Origin of the sequence: Allocoprococcus comes (assembly GCF_013300725.1) — a bacterium.
GTDB classification, from domain to species: Bacteria; Bacillota; Clostridia; order Lachnospirales; family Lachnospiraceae; genus Allocoprococcus; species Allocoprococcus comes_A.
In genome coordinates, this window is record NZ_JAAIMM010000001.1 from 12,956 (window position 1) to 32,116 (window position 19,161).

Annotated in this window: 17 protein-coding genes and 1 tRNA gene; 16 read left to right on the plus strand and 2 right to left on the minus strand. The window is 43.4% G+C overall.

Features of this window, described 5'->3' with window-relative positions:
• The first annotated feature begins 20 nt into the window (after positions 1-20).
• The 11 genes from G4407_RS00065 (at position 21) to G4407_RS00115 (ending at position 12,190) form a co-directional block, all read left to right on the plus strand.
• A complete protein-coding gene (locus G4407_RS00065; RefSeq protein WP_022220208.1) occupies positions 21-224 on the plus strand; it encodes a sulfurtransferase TusA family protein in 204 nt (67 codons plus the stop codon).
• Positions 224-460 carry a DUF3343 domain-containing protein gene (locus G4407_RS00070; protein WP_008372464.1) on the plus strand — a complete coding sequence of 79 codons (237 nt, stop codon included), beginning with the start codon at positions 224-226 and terminating at the stop codon, positions 458-460. The genes G4407_RS00065 and G4407_RS00070 overlap by 1 nt, the downstream gene beginning before the upstream one ends.
• A gap of 252 nt (positions 461-712) precedes the next feature.
• Positions 713-1,330, plus strand: a complete 618-nt coding sequence (locus G4407_RS00075; RefSeq protein ID WP_243259068.1) for a GntR family transcriptional regulator — start codon at positions 713-715, stop codon at positions 1,328-1,330.
• Complete coding sequence (locus G4407_RS00080; protein ID WP_173687286.1) at positions 1,327-1,971, plus strand: GntR family transcriptional regulator; 645 nt, start codon at positions 1,327-1,329, stop codon at positions 1,969-1,971. Before G4407_RS00075 ends, G4407_RS00080 begins: the two co-directional genes overlap by 4 nt.
• 432 nt (positions 1,972-2,403) lie before the next feature.
• Positions 2,404-3,672 (plus strand): SLC13 family permease, encoded by a 1,269-nt coding sequence (locus tag G4407_RS00085; protein WP_173687287.1) that lies wholly within the window; start codon positions 2,404-2,406, stop codon positions 3,670-3,672.
• Between the two features lie 56 nt (positions 3,673-3,728).
• On the plus strand, positions 3,729-4,628 hold the full coding sequence (gene ttdA, locus G4407_RS00090) for a L(+)-tartrate dehydratase subunit alpha (RefSeq protein ID WP_173687288.1): 900 nt from the start codon (positions 3,729-3,731) through the stop codon (positions 4,626-4,628).
• The gene (ttdB, locus tag G4407_RS00095; protein ID WP_173687289.1) at positions 4,628-5,254 is read left to right on the plus strand and encodes a L(+)-tartrate dehydratase subunit beta; all 627 of its coding nucleotides are present in this window, start codon (positions 4,628-4,630) and stop codon (positions 5,252-5,254) included. Before ttdA ends, ttdB begins: the two co-directional genes overlap by 1 nt.
• A gap of 362 nt (positions 5,255-5,616) precedes the next feature.
• Positions 5,617-6,975 carry a Wadjet anti-phage system protein JetA family protein gene (locus G4407_RS00100; protein WP_173687290.1) on the plus strand — a complete coding sequence of 453 codons (1,359 nt, stop codon included), beginning with the start codon at positions 5,617-5,619 and terminating at the stop codon, positions 6,973-6,975.
• Positions 6,976-7,002: 27 nt separating this feature from the next.
• Entirely contained in the window at positions 7,003-7,629 is a 627-nt protein-coding gene (locus tag G4407_RS00105) for a DUF4194 domain-containing protein (protein WP_173687291.1), read from the plus strand.
• Positions 7,613-10,981, plus strand: a complete 3,369-nt coding sequence (locus G4407_RS00110; protein WP_330585892.1) for an ATP-binding protein — start codon at positions 7,613-7,615, stop codon at positions 10,979-10,981. Before G4407_RS00105 ends, G4407_RS00110 begins: the two co-directional genes overlap by 17 nt.
• Before the next feature lie 6 nt (positions 10,982-10,987).
• Entirely contained in the window at positions 10,988-12,190 is a 1,203-nt protein-coding gene (locus tag G4407_RS00115) for a Wadjet anti-phage system protein JetD domain-containing protein (protein ID WP_173687292.1), read from the plus strand.
• A 143-nt stretch (positions 12,191-12,333) separates the two neighbouring features.
• Here G4407_RS00115 and G4407_RS00120 read toward each other — a convergent pair whose 3' ends face one another.
• The gene (locus G4407_RS00120; protein ID WP_173687293.1) at positions 12,334-12,921 is read right to left on the minus strand and encodes a TetR/AcrR family transcriptional regulator; all 588 of its coding nucleotides are present in this window, start codon (positions 12,919-12,921) and stop codon (positions 12,334-12,336) included.
• A gap of 136 nt (positions 12,922-13,057) precedes the next feature.
• On the minus strand, positions 13,058-14,089 hold the full coding sequence (locus tag G4407_RS00125) for a proline racemase family protein (RefSeq protein WP_173687294.1): 1,032 nt from the start codon (positions 14,087-14,089) through the stop codon (positions 13,058-13,060).
• A 145-nt stretch (positions 14,090-14,234) separates the two neighbouring features.
• Between G4407_RS00125 and G4407_RS00130 the strand changes: the two genes are divergently transcribed.
• From G4407_RS00130 to prdB, 5 genes are all read left to right on the plus strand, one after another.
• A tRNA-Sec gene (locus G4407_RS00130) sits at positions 14,235-14,332 on the plus strand.
• Between the two features lie 421 nt (positions 14,333-14,753).
• Entirely contained in the window at positions 14,754-16,082 is a 1,329-nt protein-coding gene (prdC, locus tag G4407_RS00135; protein ID WP_173687295.1) for a proline reductase-associated electron transfer protein PrdC, read from the plus strand.
• Positions 16,083-16,159: 77 nt separating this feature from the next.
• The gene (gene prdA, locus G4407_RS00140; RefSeq protein ID WP_173687296.1) at positions 16,160-18,031 is read left to right on the plus strand and encodes a D-proline reductase (dithiol) proprotein PrdA; all 1,872 of its coding nucleotides are present in this window, start codon (positions 16,160-16,162) and stop codon (positions 18,029-18,031) included.
• Positions 18,032-18,036: 5 nt separating this feature from the next.
• The gene (locus G4407_RS00145; protein ID WP_420314992.1) at positions 18,037-18,321 is read left to right on the plus strand and encodes a CBO2463/CBO2479 domain-containing protein; all 285 of its coding nucleotides are present in this window, start codon (positions 18,037-18,039) and stop codon (positions 18,319-18,321) included.
• 21 nt (positions 18,322-18,342) lie between these two features.
• Positions 18,343-19,068, plus strand: a complete 726-nt coding sequence (prdB, locus tag G4407_RS00150) for a D-proline reductase (dithiol) protein PrdB (protein ID WP_173687298.1) — start codon at positions 18,343-18,345, stop codon at positions 19,066-19,068.
• The last annotated feature ends 93 nt before the right edge of the window (positions 19,069-19,161 follow it).

The window sequence follows — 19,161 nt, forward strand, 5'->3', positions numbered from 1 at the left end:
TAGGAAGGCAGGTAAAAAATATGAAAGAAGTAGATGCAAGAGGACTTTCATGCCCGGAACCGCTGATGCTTACCGCAGAAGCACTGAAGAATGCGAACGGACCGATCAAGGTTCTTGTGAGCGAACCTCACCAGAAGACTAATATTGAAAAGTTTGCGAAGGACAAAGGAAAGAAGGCAACTTCTACCGAGAAGGGCTCTGAATTTGAAATTGTGATTGAATAATGAGAAAAAAAGAGTTAAAGCTGGTCATCACATTCCATACAACAGCGGATGCGATGGCGATGGAAAAAGAATGTAAAAAAGTTGGTGCACAGGGACGTATGATCCCGGTACCGAGAAGTATTTCAGCAGGATGCGGGCTTTCCTGGTGCGCACCACTGGAATGCAGGGAAGAACTGAAAAATGTCATGCAGGGAATCGGTCTTGAAGAAGAAGAGATTCACGAGTGTATGGTATAAGAAGAGTTAGAATGAGGAAACCGCAAGATGAGGAATCATTTTTGCGGTTTCCTGTTTGCTTTCATGGGAAGTTACAAAGAAACTTTCTGTGAAATAAAAGGCACTGTGCGCCGGTGATATGTCCATATTTTATTGATTTACTGAGAATATTAGTGGAACAAGAAAAATAATTCTTTACATTTAGCATGATTTTGGATACATTATTATTGTAAATATATCCTACTAATTAACTAAAGTATGTTGGAGGAGAAGATGAGGGCGTTATCAGAAAAGCGATTGAGTGATTATATGGCAGAGCAGATTGCGGATGAAATTCTGTCTGGCAGAATCGAAGGGGGAAGTCAGTTAAAGCAGGAAGAACTGGCGGAAGTGTTTGGCGCATCCCGGATTCCGATCAGAGAAGCGTTTCAGGTGCTGGAGAGTCAGGGTCTGATCGTGCGGCTGGCAACAAAAAGAATTTACACAGTTGAGCTGGATGAGGAACAGATAGAACTGATTTTTGAAATGATCGGGGAAATCCTCAAAAAAGCGGTTCAGCATGTCCTGAATACGAAAAAGCAGACAGGGGAAAAGAAAGTATTTTCGGTGGAAACAAGACCGGATCAGTTGCTTCTTGCACAGATGGAGAATGGATATTTGACGAATCTGCTGAAAAATGCTTCGGAGTGTTATATCCGGTTTGCCGTAAAATGTAAAGAAACGGACGGGAAAAAAGAGGCAGAAAGAGCAATCTGCGAACAGATAACAGGTGCATTAAATGGCGCAGAAAAATATACAAAAACATTTGCAAAAGCGGTCAATAGTGAGATTGACAGATGGGTATTGCTTCTGGCAGAGCAGGTGAAGGAAGAAAGAAGGAAGAATAGATGAATGGTTTAAAACCGATCAAGATGCCGTCAGCGAAAGAAAAAGTTGCTGCGGAGCTCAGAAAAGCAATTTTATCAAGGCAGATGAAAGAAGGAGAGATCCTTTCACTCGACAGTGTAGCATCCCAGCTGAATGTGTCGGCAATGCCGGTAAGAGAAGCGTTTCAGATCCTGGCGAGGGACGGGCTGATCCAGCTTCGGAAGAATAAAGGGGCAGTCGTTCTTGGAATCACGGAGACCTATATCCGGGAACATTACCAGCTCCGCGCGATCCTTGAGAGTGCGGCAGCAAAGCTTGCGGCAGAACAGGGAACGGATATTTCGGAAATAGAAGACGTTTATCAGGAATCCTGTGAGGCTCTGGAAAGTGGGGAAGCCCAGAAATATACAGATCTCAATCGCGCATTTCACAATGAGATCTGGAGCGCGGCAGGCAATGGAAAGATGAAAAAGATGATCTCCGAGCTGTGGAACGGACTTTCCATGGGAAGCATGGTTTCCGAAGGCGATTACGCAAAGGTATCGATCAAAGAGCACGGAAGGATTCTGAAGGCAATTCAGGAGCATAATGCCGAAGCGGCGGAAAAAGAGATGTATGCGCATATCATGCGTAGCCGTGATGATATGCTGACGTATTACAAATAGACACAGTACGAAAATAGAAAAGTTATACATAAGATATGAAAAGATTTTGAGAGCATAGAGTGTTTCTTGAAATCTTTTTTATTTGTAAAAATTTCAGAGTATACTTCAAAACAGTCTTGGCTTTGACATACATTTTGTAAAAAAGATTTTTGATAATCATCTTGGACTATATGAATATTTGTATACTGCATACAACAACTCGTTTTTAAAGTCGATTTCGTGCAATATAACAGAAGAATCTTAGTCAGAATATACAAAACAGAATATGCAGAATTATGCTATCCGCCAAAATGATAAAAAGTGATTGACATTTTGGTGTCAATGAATTATATTAAAATCAAGATTTGGATACAAAATCAGATATCATAAATCAGATATCAAATAAAAGGCATCCAGAAAAGAAACTAAAAAGAGAAATGAGGAGGTAGCAAAATGAGTCAGGTAACTATCACATTATTGTTCCTGCTGTTTGCAATCGTGATGTTCATGTGGGAGAAAATTCCGTTGGGACTGACATCCATGATTGTCTGTGTGGGACTGGTAGTCACAGGAGTTCTGGACTGGAAGACAGCATTTTCGGGATTCATTGACAGCAACGTCATTCTGTTTGTTGCGATGTTCATTGTAGGTGGCGCACTTTTTGAAACAGGAATGGCAAACAAAATAGGGGGAGTTGTAACACATTTCGCCAAGACAGAGAAGCAGCTGATCGTTGCGATTATGATCATCGTAGGAGTGATGAGCGGTTTCCTTTCCAACACAGGAACAGCCGCAATTCTGATTCCGGTAGTCATCGGTATCGCAGCAAAGTCGGGATATTCAAGATCAAGACTTCTGATGCCGCTTGTATTCGCTGCAGCGATGGGAGGTAACCTTTCCCTGATCGGAGCTCCGGGTAACATGATCGCACAGTCACAAATGGAAAGTATCGGACTGAAATTCGGATTCTTCGATTACGCAAAAGTAGGTGTACCGATCCTGATCGTCGGAATCATTTATTTCGCACTGATCGGATACAAATTTCTTCCGAACAAGACAGATGCAGCCGGAGACAGCATTTATGATGAGGTACAGGATTTCAGCAATGTGCCAAAGTGGAAACAGACACTTTCCCTGGTTATTTTGATTCTTACACTTCTCGGAATGATCTTTGAAGAACAGATCGGAATCAAGCTTTGTGTGACAGGATGTGTCGGAGCAATCGCCCTGATCCTTACAGGAGTTATCAGTGAGAAAGATGCACTTCTTTCCATCGATCTGAAGACGATCTTCCTGTTCGGTGGAACCCTTTCCCTTGCAGCAGCACTTGATTCGACAGGAGCAGGTGAGCTGATCGCGGATAAAGTAATCGGACTTCTTGGAAAGAACCCGTCACCTTATGTACTTACATTTGTAATTTTCATGCTGTGCTGTGTACTTACCAATTTTATGTCAAATACAGCAACAACAGCACTTATGGCACCAATCGCTGTGTCAATCGCACAGGGAATGGGAGCAGACCCAAGCGCAGTACTTATGGCATGTGTCATCGGAGGATCCTGCGCATACGCAACACCGATCGGAATGCCGGCGAACACAATGGTTGTCACAGCCGGAGGATATACATTTAAAGATTATGCAAAAGCAGGTGTGCCGCTGATTCTGGTATCCACCGTAGTAAGTATGATCTTACTTCCGATATTCTATCCATTCTTCCCGTAAGAAGGGATAACAAAGTAATCAAATTAAATGCAATATAAAAAGAGGAGGATTTTAAAATGTCAAGAGAAGAACAGGTAACACAGCTTACAGATTACATGGCAAAGTTCATTGCACACGTTGCCAAAAAACTTCCGGATGATGTCATCGCAAAACTTCAGGAACTCAGAGAGAAAGAGGACAGTCCGCTGTCTAAGACAATCTATGACACCATGTTCCGTAATCAGGAACTTGCAGTAGCGCTTAACAGACCAAGCTGCCAGGATACAGGTGTCCTTCAGTTCTGGGTAAAATGTGGAACAAAATTCCCACTGATCGATGATCTGGAAGCATTACTGAAAGAAGCAGTTGTAAAGGCTACATTCGAAGCACCGCTTCGTCACAACAGCGTTGAGACATTCGACGAATATAACACAGGAAAGAATGTAGGAAAAGGAACACCGACCGTATTCTGGGATATCGTTCCGAACTCTGACAAATGTGAGATCTACACATACATGGCAGGTGGCGGATGTACACTTCCGGGAAAAGCTATGGTTCTGATGCCAGGTGAAGGATATGAAGGTGTAACAAAATTCGTTCTCGATGTTATGACAAGCTACGGACTAAATGCATGTCCTCCGCTTCTTGTAGGTGTAGGTGTAGCAACTTCTGTAGAAACAGCAGCCCTGCTTTCAAAGAAAGCTCTGATGCGTCCGATCGGCTCTCACAATGACAACGAAAGAGCTGCAAAGATGGAAACCCTTCTGGAAGACGGAATCAACGCAATCGGCCTTGGACCACAGGGAATGGGTGGAAAATACTCTGTAATGGGTGTTAACATCGAAAATACAGCACGTCATCCATCTGCAATCGGTGTAGCTGTAAACGTAGGATGCTGGAGCCACAGAAGAGGACACATTGTATTTGATAAGGACCTTAATTACACAATCACAACACATTCGGGGGTGGAATTATAATGGTAGAAGTAAAAGATGGAAAGAAAATTTTAACAACACCAATTTCAGCAGAGGATTTAAAAGACATTAAAGTCGGAGACATCATTTACCTGAACGGAAGTATGACAACATGCCGTGACGTTGCGCATCGTCGTCTGGTAGAAGAAGGAAGAGAACTTCCTGTAGATGTTAGAAACAACGCAATTTTCCATGCAGGACCGATCATCCGTCCACTGGAAAATGATAAATTCGAGATGGTTTCCGTAGGACCGACAACCAGTATGCGTATGGAAAAATTCGAATATGAATTCGTACAGAAATCTGGTGTACGTGTGATCATCGGAAAAGGTGGAATGAAAGAAAACACCGAACGTGCATGTAAAGAGTTCGGAGCAATCCACTGTGTATTCCCGGCTGGTAATGCCGTAGTAGCAGCAACAGAGGTTGAAGAGATCGTAAGAGCTGAGTGGAGAGATCTCGGAATGCCGGAAACTCTCTGGAACTGCCGCGTAAAAGAGTTTGGACCGCTGATCGTATCCATCGATACAGAAGGAAACAACCTCTTTGAAGAAAGAAAAGTAGTCTACAATAAGAGAAAAGACGAACAGTATGAAATTATCAGTAAACAGGTAGGCTTTATCAAATAGTCATACTGAAAAATATGGAACCCATACTTGCTTAATTAAAATAATAATCAAATATTCTGCCAGATATTTGGTCTCGTTATGGAGAAGTGCTGCAAGCCGATGAGAGTGATCGGTTTTGCAGCACTTTTTTGGCTAACAGGAAATTCCAAAGGAATTTCCTGTTAGCCAAAAGGCACTACGTGCCAGGGATGCGCACTCGCACGAAGAAGAAGGATATCGCAAGCGACTGTGCTCGGCGCAAGAATGTGCCAAGGCACATTCTATTCGTAATGCCTTTTTACAATGTTTTTCCCATTTAAAGGGTAGAATATGGTATACTTATAGATAATGGAAAAATTTATGGATTTACAGAAAGGCAAAGCATGCAGTTACGTTTTGAAATTCCGGAGAGTTTCTGGAGTCTGTTCCGGTCTGTGAACAGAGAGACATACATTGAAGCTTTGATGGCGATCAATGAAGAATACCAGTACAGCAATTATTTCCTGACCAGGGAGGTCTGTATTCAGGTGCTTCGTGACCTGTATATGAAGAAGCAGATCGAACTTAAACGGGAGGAAGATGAGACCGAGTTTGATATGCTGGAAACCCCGTCAGCAAGGATTCTGAACTGGCTGATCCGAAAAGGATGGCTGAAGAAAATTGAAGATTATAATACATTGGTGACGAACATCGTGATTCCGGATTATGCGGCAGTCTTTGTTGATGCGTTTGAGCGGCTTTCCTCGGAGGATCTGGAGGAGACAGAGATCTATATCCAGAATGTGTATGCAACGCTGTTTTCGTTCAGGAATGATCCAAGAGTGAACATGAATATGCTCCGGACAGCGCTTGTCAATACCCGAAGACTTAATAAGGCATTGCAGGATATGCTGCACAATATGGACAAGTTCTTTGCAAGGCTTCTGGAACAGCAGTTTTACGGAGATCTTCTGAAGGAGCATCTGGACGGATATGTGGAAGAGATTGTCCGGAAAAAATACCATATCCTGAAGACTTCGGATAATTTTTATATCTATAAGACAGATATCAAAGAATGCCTGCGTCAGATGCGTGATGATGAGGAATGGATCGAGAAGATCCGTGAGCGCGCCAGGGCAACCGGAGATACGGGAGAAGACGTTCTGGAGCTTCTGGATATGATCGAGAGAGGCTTTGATGATATCGAGCACCGCATTTCCAATATGGATAAGGAGCACAGCAAATATGTGCGTGCGACGGTGACAAGGCTGAATTATCTTCTGAGCGGAGAGAGCGACACGAAGGGACTGGTGATTCAGCTCCTGAACCGGATGTCAGAGAATGACTATGAAGAGGTCATTCAAAAGACGGGAGAGAAGATGAATCTGTCTTTGACCGAAATCCTGTCAGAAAAATCTCTTTATAAGCGAAGAAGAAGCCGGAAGGATTTTGTCAGCAAGATGGCACAAGAAGAGGAAGTAGATGATCTGGACAGAGAAGATGTGCTCCGGCTGAACCGGATCAAGCTCAGATTCAGCAAAAAGCAGATTGAAGAATTTATCGAAGAACATATGGAGAAAGATGTGCTGGATACGGAAAAGCTTTCCCTTACATCAGAGGATGATTTTGAAAAGCTGATTCTTGCATACGACCTCAGTACCCGTAAGAACAGCAAATACAAAGCGCTGGAAGAGGATGCGGAAACGGTTGAAAAGAACGGATACCGTTATCCGGCACTGAAGTTTGTAAGAAGGCATTTATAAAAAGTATACGGAAATTGGAGAGAATGGATGATAGAATATTTTGAGCAGCTTACGCAGGAAGAACAGGAAGACCTGACAGATGTGATCCGGCTTCTCTACAGACAGACGTTCCTTCTGGAGAGGAAGTTCGACAAGCGTGCGGGCAGACTTAAGTATCAGCGAGAGTACCGCATCTGTGAAAAGCACATTGATTTTCTGAAAATGTATTTTCAGATCGCCGGGATCACATTATGTGAGAACGTACACCTGGGACTGATCTACATTCAGGATGAAATGATCTGGGGAGAAAAGCTTCCGCGTCTTGCAACGATTTACATCTTATTACTGAAGCTGATTTATGATGAACAGATGGCATCGGTTTCGTCAAGTAGTCAGATCGTGACAACGCTTGGGGCACTCAACGGAAAAGCAGGAGATTTTCGTGTGCTTCGCAGTATCCCGTCACCGACAGAGATGAAAAGGACCATTGCCATGCTGAAAAAATACCAGCTGATCGAGCCGCTGGATCTACTGGAAGAGTTAAATGAAAGTACAAGACTTCTGATCTATCCGTGTATCCATGCAGTATTGCAGGGAGATGCGGTGAGAGAAGTTCTGGAATCATTCGGAAACAGCCGGGAAGAAGAGGAGGAGACTCTTGGAGACATTGGATAACAGGCAGCCGTTCTGGGCGATTTCAAAAATCTGCCTGAACAACTGGCATTATATAGACAGAAAAATACTGACTTTGAGCGAAGGGATCAACTTTTTCACCGGGCATTCCGGAAGTGGAAAATCAACGGTTATCGATGCAATTCAGATTGTGCTCTATGCCAACACGGATGGGCGTGGATTTTTCAACAAGGCAGCAGCGGATGATTCGGACCGTACTCTGATCGAGTATCTGCGCGGAATGGTGAACATCAGTGAAAATAATGAGTCCCAGTATCTGCGGAACAAGAATTTTTCCAGTACGATCGTGATCGAGCTGGAGCAGACAAGAACCCATGAAAAACAGTGTGTGGGAGTTGTATTTGACGTGGAGACGGCGACGAATGAGATAAGCCGCCTGTTCTTCTGGCACAGGAGTGGTCTGCTTGAAAATGCTTACCGTGGGGAAAAGAGATGTCTTTCTACTGTGGAAATAAGAGAATATCTGCAGCGTACCTTTGGGGAAGAGGCATTCTACTGCGGACCAAGCAATGAGCGTTTCCGACGTCAGCTTTATGATGTGTATCTGGGCGGACTGGATAAAGAAAAGTTCCCACGTCTTTTTAAGCGGGCAATCCCGTTTCGGATGAATATCAAGCTGGAAGAATTTGTAAAAGAATATATCTGCATGGAACAGGATATCCAGATCGAGGATCTGAAAGAAAGTATCATGCAGTATGGAAGAATGCGCAGCAAGATCGAGTCAACGATGGAAGAGATTGAGGATCTGAAGAAGATCGATGGAATCTATCAGGATTTTGATGAAAAAAGGGAAAAAAGCAGGGAATGTGAGTACCGACTTACCCGTCTGGAAATGCTCCGGCTGCAGGCAGATATCCAGGGACTCCATGATAAGATCAGAACCAGAGAAGAAGGCATCAAGGTACAGGAGCATGCGAAAGCAGAACTGGTGCGTCAGAGCGGGGAGCTGCAAAAGGAACATGAGGAGTTGCTGCTTCGTCTGAATAACAGTGGTTATAAAGCACTGGAAGCAGAACTTGCAGGTTTAAATGAAACGTTGGAGCATCTCGGAAAAAGCAGGGCGAGTCTGACAAAGACTGCGCAGAGACTTAAGGAATGGAAAGAACAGGAGATTACTTCCAACCAGACAATCTGGGATATTGATAAATTTGAAGCCGGTACGATTTCGGAAGGTGAGCTTACAAGGCTCAAAGAAAATATTACGCAGATGCGTGCAGAGATTGAAGAAGAGCGCCGGGATACGGACAGTACGCTTCGTCAGATCAAAAAAGAAGAACGGGAAGCCAAAGAAGAGTTAAAAGAGCTGAAACAGGGGAGAAAAGCATATCCAAAAGAACTGGAAGAGGCGAGACTGGAATTGCAGAACCGGCTGCAGGAGGATTGTGGAAAATTTGTTTCTGTACAGATCCTTGCAGACCTTCTGGAGATCCGGGATGAAAGATGGCACAATGCAGTGGAAGGCTATATGGGAAATAATAAGCTTCTGCTGATCGTAGAGCCAAAATACGCGAAAGCGGCAATGGATATTTATCAGGAGATGGATAAGAAGAAATTCTTCCGTGCTGCAATTCTGGATACGGAAAAAGTAATGGAAGAAGAGCACATCGTCCGTCAGGGAGCTCTTGCAGAAGAAGTAAAAGCAAAAGAAAAATACGTGCAGTCTTACATCAATTTCTTCCTTGGAAACGTTATGAAATGTGAGAGTATTGAGGAACTCCGGGAATGCAGGATCGGTGTGACACCAGACTGTATGCTTTATCACAGCTATCGTCTGCAGCACATCAATCCGGAAAATTACACCAGACGTGCTTATATCGGCGAGATCAGTCTCCGGCAGAGGATCCGGCAGCTTCAAAAGTACTGCGAGCAGCTTCAGGAGAAGAGACTACCGCTTGCGGCACTTGTGGAAGAGGCGAAGAAGCTTCTGGAACTGGAGGCAATGCCGCTCCCGACAGAGGATTATATCAGCCAGATCCTGGATGCAAAAGCAATAAAGGAAAAAGAAAACCGTAAAAAGGATTTGCTTGAAAAGCTTCAGAAGCTACGTGCAGAATCTGTTGATATCCTGGAAGCACAGATGAAAGAAGTGCAGGACAGACGGGATGCAATGCAGAGAGAGATCACGAAGACAGAGAAAGAAATCTGGAAAAACGGAGAAGAGATTGAAAAATTCAAGAACAGCATTACAGAGTCTGAATCTGCACTTACGGGAATCCAGAAAGAATTTCAGGAAAACGAAGGGTTTGAGAAGCAGTTTGAAGAGTATCTGGAAGCACAGAAAAGCAGGAACTATATTTATTTGAAAGAGGCAAGTACAAGGCAGCTGCAGCAGCTTGGAAAGAAAAAAGAAGAGATCTATCAGGAGCTGGTGGCAGCCCGCAGTGCTTATACCAAAAAATATACGCAGCGTAATTTTTCAGTGGTAGAAGAAGATAATAAGGTTTATCAGGAGCTTCTGGAAAACCTGTCATGTGACGATCTGGAAACCTACCGGCAGGCAGCGAATGAACAGGCAAAGGCAGCGGTCGAGCACTTCAAGGATGACTTCGTTTTCAAAATCCGCAGTGCGATCCGTGAGGCTTACCAGAGAAGAGATGAGCTGAACCGGATCATCAGCCGGCTGGATTTCGGAAAAGATAAGTACCAGTTTGTGATCACGAAGAATAAGGGTGCAGACGGAAAGTACTATAAGATGTTTATGGACGATACCCTGCAGATCAATCCGGCACAGCTTTCAGGTTCTATTGAGAACCAGATGAATCTGTTCACGATGGAGCATGAAGAAAACTACGGTGATATGATGAATGAACTGATCGGCATCTTTATCCCACCGGAAAATGCTACCCATGAGGAACTGGAAGAGGCGAAGAAAAATATGGACAAGTACGCGGATTACCGTACTTATCTTTCGTTTGATATGCAGCAGATCGTCCAGGGTGAGGAAGATATGAAAATCGGTCTTGGCAAGATGATCCGCAAGAATTCCGGAGGAGAAGGACAGAATCCTCTTTATGTTGCACTTCTTGCAAGCTTTGCACAGGTTTACAGGATCAATCTTTCCCCGAAAATCCACAGGAATCCGACGCTCAGACTGGTCGTTCTGGATGAGGCATTTTCAAAAATGGATGCCGAGAAGGTGGCAAGCTGTATTGCGCTGATCCGTGGACTTGGTTTCCAGGCAATCATCAGTGCCACAAATGATAAGATTCAGAATTATCTGGAAAATGTTGATAAAACCTTTGTATATGCCAACCCGAATAAACGGCATATATCAATTCAGGAATTTGAAAAAACCGAGTTCGCACAGCTTGCGGATGAGGAAGAACAGGGGTGATAGAAAATGTATCTGGTAGACAGGATTATAGAAAGATGTGAGAACAGCAGCCGAGACTGGCGGGAAGGAGCGGCTGGAGGGAGGACTCTTCGGATCACACAGGAGGATTATGATGCCTGTGGGAAAGAAGAGTTGATCGAAGAGGTGCAGCGCCTGGAAAGAGCAGGACTTCTGACTGTGAAAAAATGGGTTGTTCCGGACAGTGATGTAGAGCTTGTGGCATATCAGGTGGAGCATCTTCCGGATTTTTACCGTCTTGCAGACAGCGAAAGTGGAGAAGAATACTGGCCGAAGCAGGCGAAGGTAAATTATTATATACGTAAGATTGACCAGGAGCTTTCGGAAGGCTTCCAGAAAGAATGGATCGAGAATTATCTGGAAAAGCTGAAAGAGCGGATCGCAGAAGGTGATCTGCCGAAAAATATAGAGAAGCTGGAAAAATATCTGGACTGTTACCGGGGACTGGATTCTCTGGAAGAACCGATGATGAAGCGGATTTTCAGTAAACGCTATCTGAAGGACAGTAAGATCTTCGAGCGGGAGATGGAACGAAATGTGGTGACGGCTGCAAGAAGATATTGCCCGGAGATTACGGCAGATATGGATATCCAGACGGTTCTGGAGCAGCTGCTGATTGAAGAAAATTCCCAGGAGCTGGCAGTGAAAGGACCGCTTAAACTGAAGATCTGGAAGGGATCAGAAGCAAAAAGAGTGGATCTTTCCGATTTTACATATGGAGTTGTGCTGAACAGCCAGACAGTCAAGCATGCAATGGTTGAGGTAGAGCAGCCGGCACTGAAAAAAATCGTGACGATCGAGAATAAGACGAATTACCTTGCAATGGAATATGATCCGGAGATCCTTTATATCTACAGTCATGGATATTTTTCACCACTTGAAAGAGAATTTCTGAAGAAGCTGCAGAGAGTGATCGAGGGAAAAGACGTGGAAGTATTCCACAGCGGAGATATGGATTACGGTGGAATCCGGATTTTTGAATATATCCAGAAGCATATTTTTCCGGGAATAAAGCCATTGCAGATGGATGTGGAAACTTATGAGAAATACGAAGAATATGCGAAAACGATCTCGAAAGAGACGATGGAAAAGCTGGAAAAGGTAAATGTTCCGCTTTTGGAGGAGTTAAAAGAAAAGCTTCTTGAGACCGGAAAGGGAATCGAACAGGAAAGCTTCCTGATTGAAGAATAGAGTGCAGTGCTTAAGGAAAAAGTGCGGCAGTGAAAAGAAAAAGACCAGAATGCCCTTGTAGTGGGGTGAGTTCTGGTCTTTTTATGTATGCGATGATCCATGTGCAGACTGGTGTCCATACTGTCAATGAAAAAATGACAGAATTAAAAACCTTCTACAAACTGGTCAAGTACATGTGGGAGAAGCTTGTCGCTGTATGCGGTGAGAGAATATTTGCCTTTGCATAATGCCCAGTCATAAAGAACAGCACGTTCGTACATTGCGTAAATCTTCAGAAGTTCATCGGCAGTACTGGTGGCGTTGAATTCTCCATTTTTCAGTGCAGTGCTGATTGTCTCAGTCAGCCACACGAAATAGTAACGATCGTTTTCAAGAAGGGAGCGCTTATCCTTGGTGATCAGCTGGGACGAGTAGAGGGAGGCTAAAAGCCCGACATCGACACTGGTCTCAATCATATGAAATAGTTCATGGTTAAAAAATAACAGCTTGTCATAAGCAGAAAGATCCGGATCTACGATTCCTGCAAGCTCTTCATACTTTTCGTCAAACAGATAAGAAAGTGTGTTGAGAAGAGCTTCTTTTCCTTTGAAATAGTGGTAAAAGGTTCCTTTTGAGGTCTTAGAAGCCGAGATGATCTCATCAACGGTAGTCTGTTCATAACCATGCTTGTAGAATAGATTCCACGCGGCTTTTATGATACGGCTTTTGGTGGAACTTCTTTTCTTTGGCATGAAAATTCCCCTCCTTTGAAAATAGTAATCTTTTTTTATTATAGCAGAATGGGCATGAAATAACAAGAAAGTAATTTGTTTACAAAAAAAGAAGACAAAACCATATACATAGCTCTGTCTTCTGAAAGATTTCGACTTAACGGCCTACTTTGAAACCATATTTTAACGGATCATCTGGATCGATCACATAAGTAGCTTCCCCTGTCAGATAAGCACTTCCGGTAATCTGCGGAATAACGGCATCATAGTCGGCAACCTTTGTAGTGTCTAAGATTACGCCTTTGAACTGAGAGCCGATAAAGCTTTCGTATACGAAAGGCTGTCCGATTTTGATCTCACCTTTTTTGTAAAGAGTGGCGAGCTTTGCGCTGGTTCCGGTTCCGCAAGGAGAACGGTCAGCCATATGATCTCCGAAGATAACGACATTACGTTTGTCACATCCAGGAGTATCGGTAGAGCAGTAAAGCTCTGCGAGGTCGACAGTTGTGATATCAAGTTCCGGATGCTGGATCTCTACTTCGGCATTGACCTTTTCGATCAGCTTCATACCGAAATCGGTAAGCTGTGGGATTGACTGTGGATCTACGTGCCATCCGAACTGTTCGATATCAACAAGTGCGAAGAAGCTTCCGCCGAAAGAAATATCATAGTGAACTTCTCTGCCATCAACTTCTGTGGTGAGATTTTCTTTGTAAAGGAAAGCCGGTACATTAGTAAGTGTTACATTAAGTACCTTTCCGTTTTTGACTTCTGCTTTGGTACGGATAATTCCTGCAGGAGCATCCAGAACAACTTCTGTATAAGGCTCTACGGCAGGGACAAGTCCTGTTTCAATGATTGCTGTAACTGAACCGATTGTTCCGTGGCCGCACATATTCAGATATTCTCCGGTGTCCATGAAGATCACACCAAAATCAGCTTCCGGGTGGATCGGATCTGTCAGAAGAGCACCAAACATATCATGATGTCCACGTGGTTCAAACATCAGAGCCTGACGGTATTTGTCGTAATGCTCTGCGAGAAAGTTCTTACGTTCGATCATTGTATTCCCTTCAAGCTTCGGGAAACCTGATGTAATGATTCTTGTAAATTCCCCAACTGTATGTGTGTCGATCGCATGGAAAGATGCCTCAAATGCGTCAAGATTCAGTTTTGGATTGATTTCCATTTTTAATATTCCTCCTTAGTTGAAAGACCAGACCAGAGTCTAGTATGCAGTTCAGTTTTCTTTAAAAATATTATGTACGAAAACACTTGAAAAGTCAATGGTAATTTGCTATAATGAATAAGCTTGATTGAAATAATCAATATATGGGGGTAGATGGATAACTGGTGTGTCTCCTGGTCTTCAAAACCAGTGTGGGGCGTTAGGAGCGTCCTGGGTGGGTTCGATTCCCACATGCCCTCGCCAAAAAGAGAGGTTTTTGGGCGAAAGCCTTAAAAAGATAAAGAGAAAAGCTGCTGTATTGTTTTAGGGGAAATAGTACGGTGGCTTTTCTTTTTTTGACGTAGATCCTGTTGAATAGAATACTTATAGATAATATGAATAAGTAAAATGAGAAGAAATAGACAATCTGTAAAAATCATACAGAACCGATGAAAAAAATAAATAGATTATATATAAAAAAGATATTGAATTTTCAAGTAAAATCATATAGACTATAGTACAGATCAATCACTAGACTAGATTCTAGTATTGAGTCCAACATGAAGAGTGAAAATCTATAAATGCTATTGAAAAAGATATATCTATTTGTTAAACTATAGTCAAATACGCGTAGGACAAGATAAGATATAGATTTCGACGTAGAGGAGAAAGGAAGAGAAGAGACATGGCAAACTTACAGATTTTGCTGCGTCAGCATGTAGGAGCTCCTTGTGCACCGGTTGTAAAAGCCGGAGACAGAGTAGAAAAAGGGACTCTGATTGCAACACCGACAGGTCTTGGAGCTAATATTTTTTCAAGTGCATATGGTGTGGTAGAAGACGTACTGGAAGACCGTATCATCATCAAGCCGGATGAAGAACAGAAGGATGAATATGTAAAGATTCCGGAAGGCAGCAAGCTTGATATGGTAAAAGCGGCAGGTGTTGTCGGAATGGGCGGCGCCGGATTCCCGACAGGTGTAAAACTCGGAACAGATCTGCAGGGGGGATATATCCTTGTAAATGCAGCGGAGTGTGAGCCGGGACTTCGTCATAACATTCAGCAGCTGGAAGATGACTGTGCGAAAGTTATCCGCGGAGTTAAACACTGCATGGAGATTTCCAATGCATCAAAAGCTATTTTTGCAATTAAGAAGAAAAATGAAAAAGCAGTAAATGCACTGCGCGAAGCATTAAAAGATGAAGAGGCGATCACGATCCACTTACTTCCAGATATTTATCCGATGGGAGAAGAACGTGCGGTTGTAAGAGAATGTCTTGGAATCGAACTGAATACAACACAGCTTCCGTCAGCAGCAAATGCGATTGTCTGTAATGTAGAAACTCTTGCAAGAGTTGCGGAAGCAATTGAAGAGAGAAAGCCATGCTTTTCTAAGAACCTTACTGTTATCGGTAAGATCAATGGCGGTAATGAGCCACATGTATTTATGGATGTACCGGTCGGCACAAGCGTTGGGGAAATGATCGAACGTGCCGGCGGTATTGATGGTGTATATGGGGAAATCATCATGGGTGGTCCATTTACCGGACGTGCTACTACAGAGGATGCACCGATTACAAAGACAACCGGTGGAATCATTGTTACAATTGATTTCCCGGATCTTCATGGTGCAAGCGTAGGTCTTTTGGTATGTGCCTGCGGTGGTAGCGAAGAACGTATGAGAGATATTTGCCAGAAGATGAATGGTGTAGTGAAATCAGTAGCCAGATGTAAACAGGCAATTGAAAACAAACCGGGAGCTCCGCTTAAATGCGAGAGACCTGGAAACTGTCCTGGACAGGCTAAGAATAATATCCAGTTCAAGAAGGATGGATGTGAGTACATTATTATTGGTAACTGCTCAGACTGTTCGAATACAGTCATGGGATCAGCACCGAAGATGGGGCTTAAGGTATTCCACCAGACAGACCATGTCATGCGTACGATCGGACATCCACTTTACAGATATCTGCGCGTTTCAAAGCAGGTAGAACAGTTACCGGAAGGTAAATAGATAAGTTGATACCTCACTTCGGTGAGTGTATAAATAGTTAATTGAATGATTGTTAAATTAACAAGGAGGAAATTATTATGTCAATTACAGCGGAAACCGCAAAAGAACATGCAAAAGATCCTGCAGTATTATGCTGTAGAGCAGAAGGCGGCATTACAATCCAGGCTGCAAACCTTGAAGATCCGGCTATCTTTGATGATCTGGTAGATTCAGGACTTCTGAAACTTGATGGAACACTTACAATCGAACAGGTACTTGGAGCAAAGCTTGTTAAGACCTGCGATTCTCTTACACCACTTACAGCTGATCTTGTTGAAGGCGCAAAAGCACCTGCAGCAGAGGAAGCACCGGCTGAAGAAGCAAAAGAAGAAGTGAAAGAAGAAGCACCAGCAGTTACTGCAAATCCTACAGCAAGTGTACAGAAAGTTGGCGGCGTGTTAAAAATCCACATTGGAGAAGGCAAAGATATCGATATCGAAATGCCGATGGGTTTTAATAACGGTGTTGCAGTAGCGGAAGTACCGGCAGAGGTAGAATTACCGGCAGGCGTGGTTTCAGGCGCAGCACCGACAAAAGAGCTGGAACCGAAAGTCGTAAGAAGCGTTACCAGAAAGCATTATAAAATTACAGAAGTAAAGCGTGGACCGGAGACAAAGATCGAAGGAACAACTCTTTACATCCGAGAAGGAATTGAAGAAGAAGCAGTTGCTTCACAGGAACTGGTTCATCAGTTAAAGATTGATATCATTACACCGGATCAGTACCATACTTATTCTAATACAATCATGGACGTACAGCCGATCGCTACAAAAGAGGGCGAAGACGAAATCGGTACAGGTACAACAAGAGTACTTGATGGCGTTATCATGATGGTTACCGGAACAGACGACAATGGTGTTCAGATCGGTGAATTCGGTTCTTCCGAAGGATACCTGGATGAAAATATCATGTGGGGACGTCCGGGAGCTCCTGATAAAGGTGAAATCTTCATTAAGACAGAAGTTATCATCGAAGCAGGAACCAACATGGAAAGACCTGGCCCGCTTGCAGCACATTCTGCAACAGATGTTATTACTCAGGAAATCCGTGAAGCTCTGAAGAAAGTAGAAGACGAAAGCCTTGTAGTAGATACAGAGACATTCAATCAGGTAAGAAGACCTGGTAAAAAGAAAGTCGTTATCGTAAAAGAAATCATGGGACAGGGCGCTATGCATGATAACCTGATTCTTCCTATGGAACCAGTCGGAGTACTTGGTGCAAGACCGAACGTTGACCTTGGAAACGTACCGATCATGGCATCTCCACTGGAAGTACTTGATGGATGTATCCATGCACTTACCTGTATCGGACCTGCATCAAAAGAAATGTCAAGACATTACTGGAGAGAACCACTGGTTCTTGAAACTCTTCATGATGAAGAAATTGACCTTTGCGGCGTTATCTTTGTTGGTAGCCCACAGATCAATACAGAAAAATTCTATGTATCAAAACGTGTTGGTATGATGGTAGAAGCTCTTGATGTTGACGGTGCATTCGTTACAACTGAAGGATTTGGTAACAACCACATCGATTTCGCAAGCCATATTGAACAGATTGGTATGAGAGGAATTCCGGTTGTTGGTCTTTCATTCTGCGCAGTACAGGGAGCACTTGTAGTTGGAAACAAATACATGCAGTACATGGTAGATAACAACAAATCTGAATCTGGAATCGAAAACGAAGTCCTTGCATGCAACACTCTTTGCCAGGAAGAAGCAATTCGTGCACTTGCTATGCTGAAAGCAGGAATGGCTGGAGAAGAAGTTAAGAAGGCAGAAAGAAAATGGAATCCGAATGTAAAAGCAAACAACATTGAACTGATTTCAAAAACTATGGACAGAACAATCGAACTGGTTAAAAACGAGCAGTCACTGCCAATGAGCCAGAAGAGAAAAGAAAAATACGATTAAGGTGAATGACTATGAAATATGGCGATAAGATCATTTATATGGAAGGCGTAATCGTAGAAATCCATGATGGATGTGTTGGAATCGACTTAAAGGGAAGACTGGGTTACCTGAAGATCCCGATGAGAATGCTGATTACGGATTATCCATTAGTGGTAGGACAGGAAGTTGGATGGAATATGAGTTTTGTTGAACAGCTTGGTCCGGACGCCAATGAAAAATATGTTAGTAACCTGCAGACATACCAGAGACGTCAGGAAGAAATGAAGTCTCATAAAAAAGATGAAGTGTAATTATATCAGGAGGAAATAGACATGAGTTTGACCGTTGTTAAAGGACTTCAGTCAGAAATCTTCGTTCCGGTAACTCCGCCGCCAGTATGGGCTCCGGTGAAAAAGGAACTGAAGGATATGACAATTGCCCTCGCTACAGCAGCAGGTGTACACCACAAGGAACAGAAGAGATTCAACCTTGCCGGTGACTTTACCTGGAGAAAAATAACAGATAAAATGCCGTCAGATGAATTAATGGTATCTCACGGTGGATATGATAACAGTGATGTAAACAAAGATATCAACTGTATGTTCCCGATTGACCGTATCCATGAACTTGCAAAAGAAGGATTTATCAAAGCTTGTGCACCGGTACATGCCGGATTCATGGGTGGTGGTGGAAACCAGGAGAAATTCAAACATGAAACTGGTCCGGCCATTGCAAAGATGTTCGTTGAAGAAGGGGTAGATGCAGTTATCCTGACCGCTGGTTGAGGTACCTGCCACCGCTCTGCAGTTCTGGTGCAGAGAGCGATTGAAGCCGCAGGAATTCCTACAATTATTATTGCTGCGCTTCCACCGGTTGTACGTCAGACCGGTACCCCACGTGCGGTTGCTCCGCGTGTTCCTATGGGAGCTAACGCTGGTGAACCACACAATGTTGAGATGCAGACTGGCATCGTAAAAGCAACTCTGGAACAGCTTGTGAAGCTGGATACTCCGGGAAAAGTTGTTCCGCTTCCGTTCGAATATGTAGCGAAAGTATAATCAAATCCACTGCGAAGCAGTTGTTTGATTATGAACAGGTAGTGAAGCGGATTGCGATTATCCGCTTACGAAGTGAAAATTGCCGAATAAGGC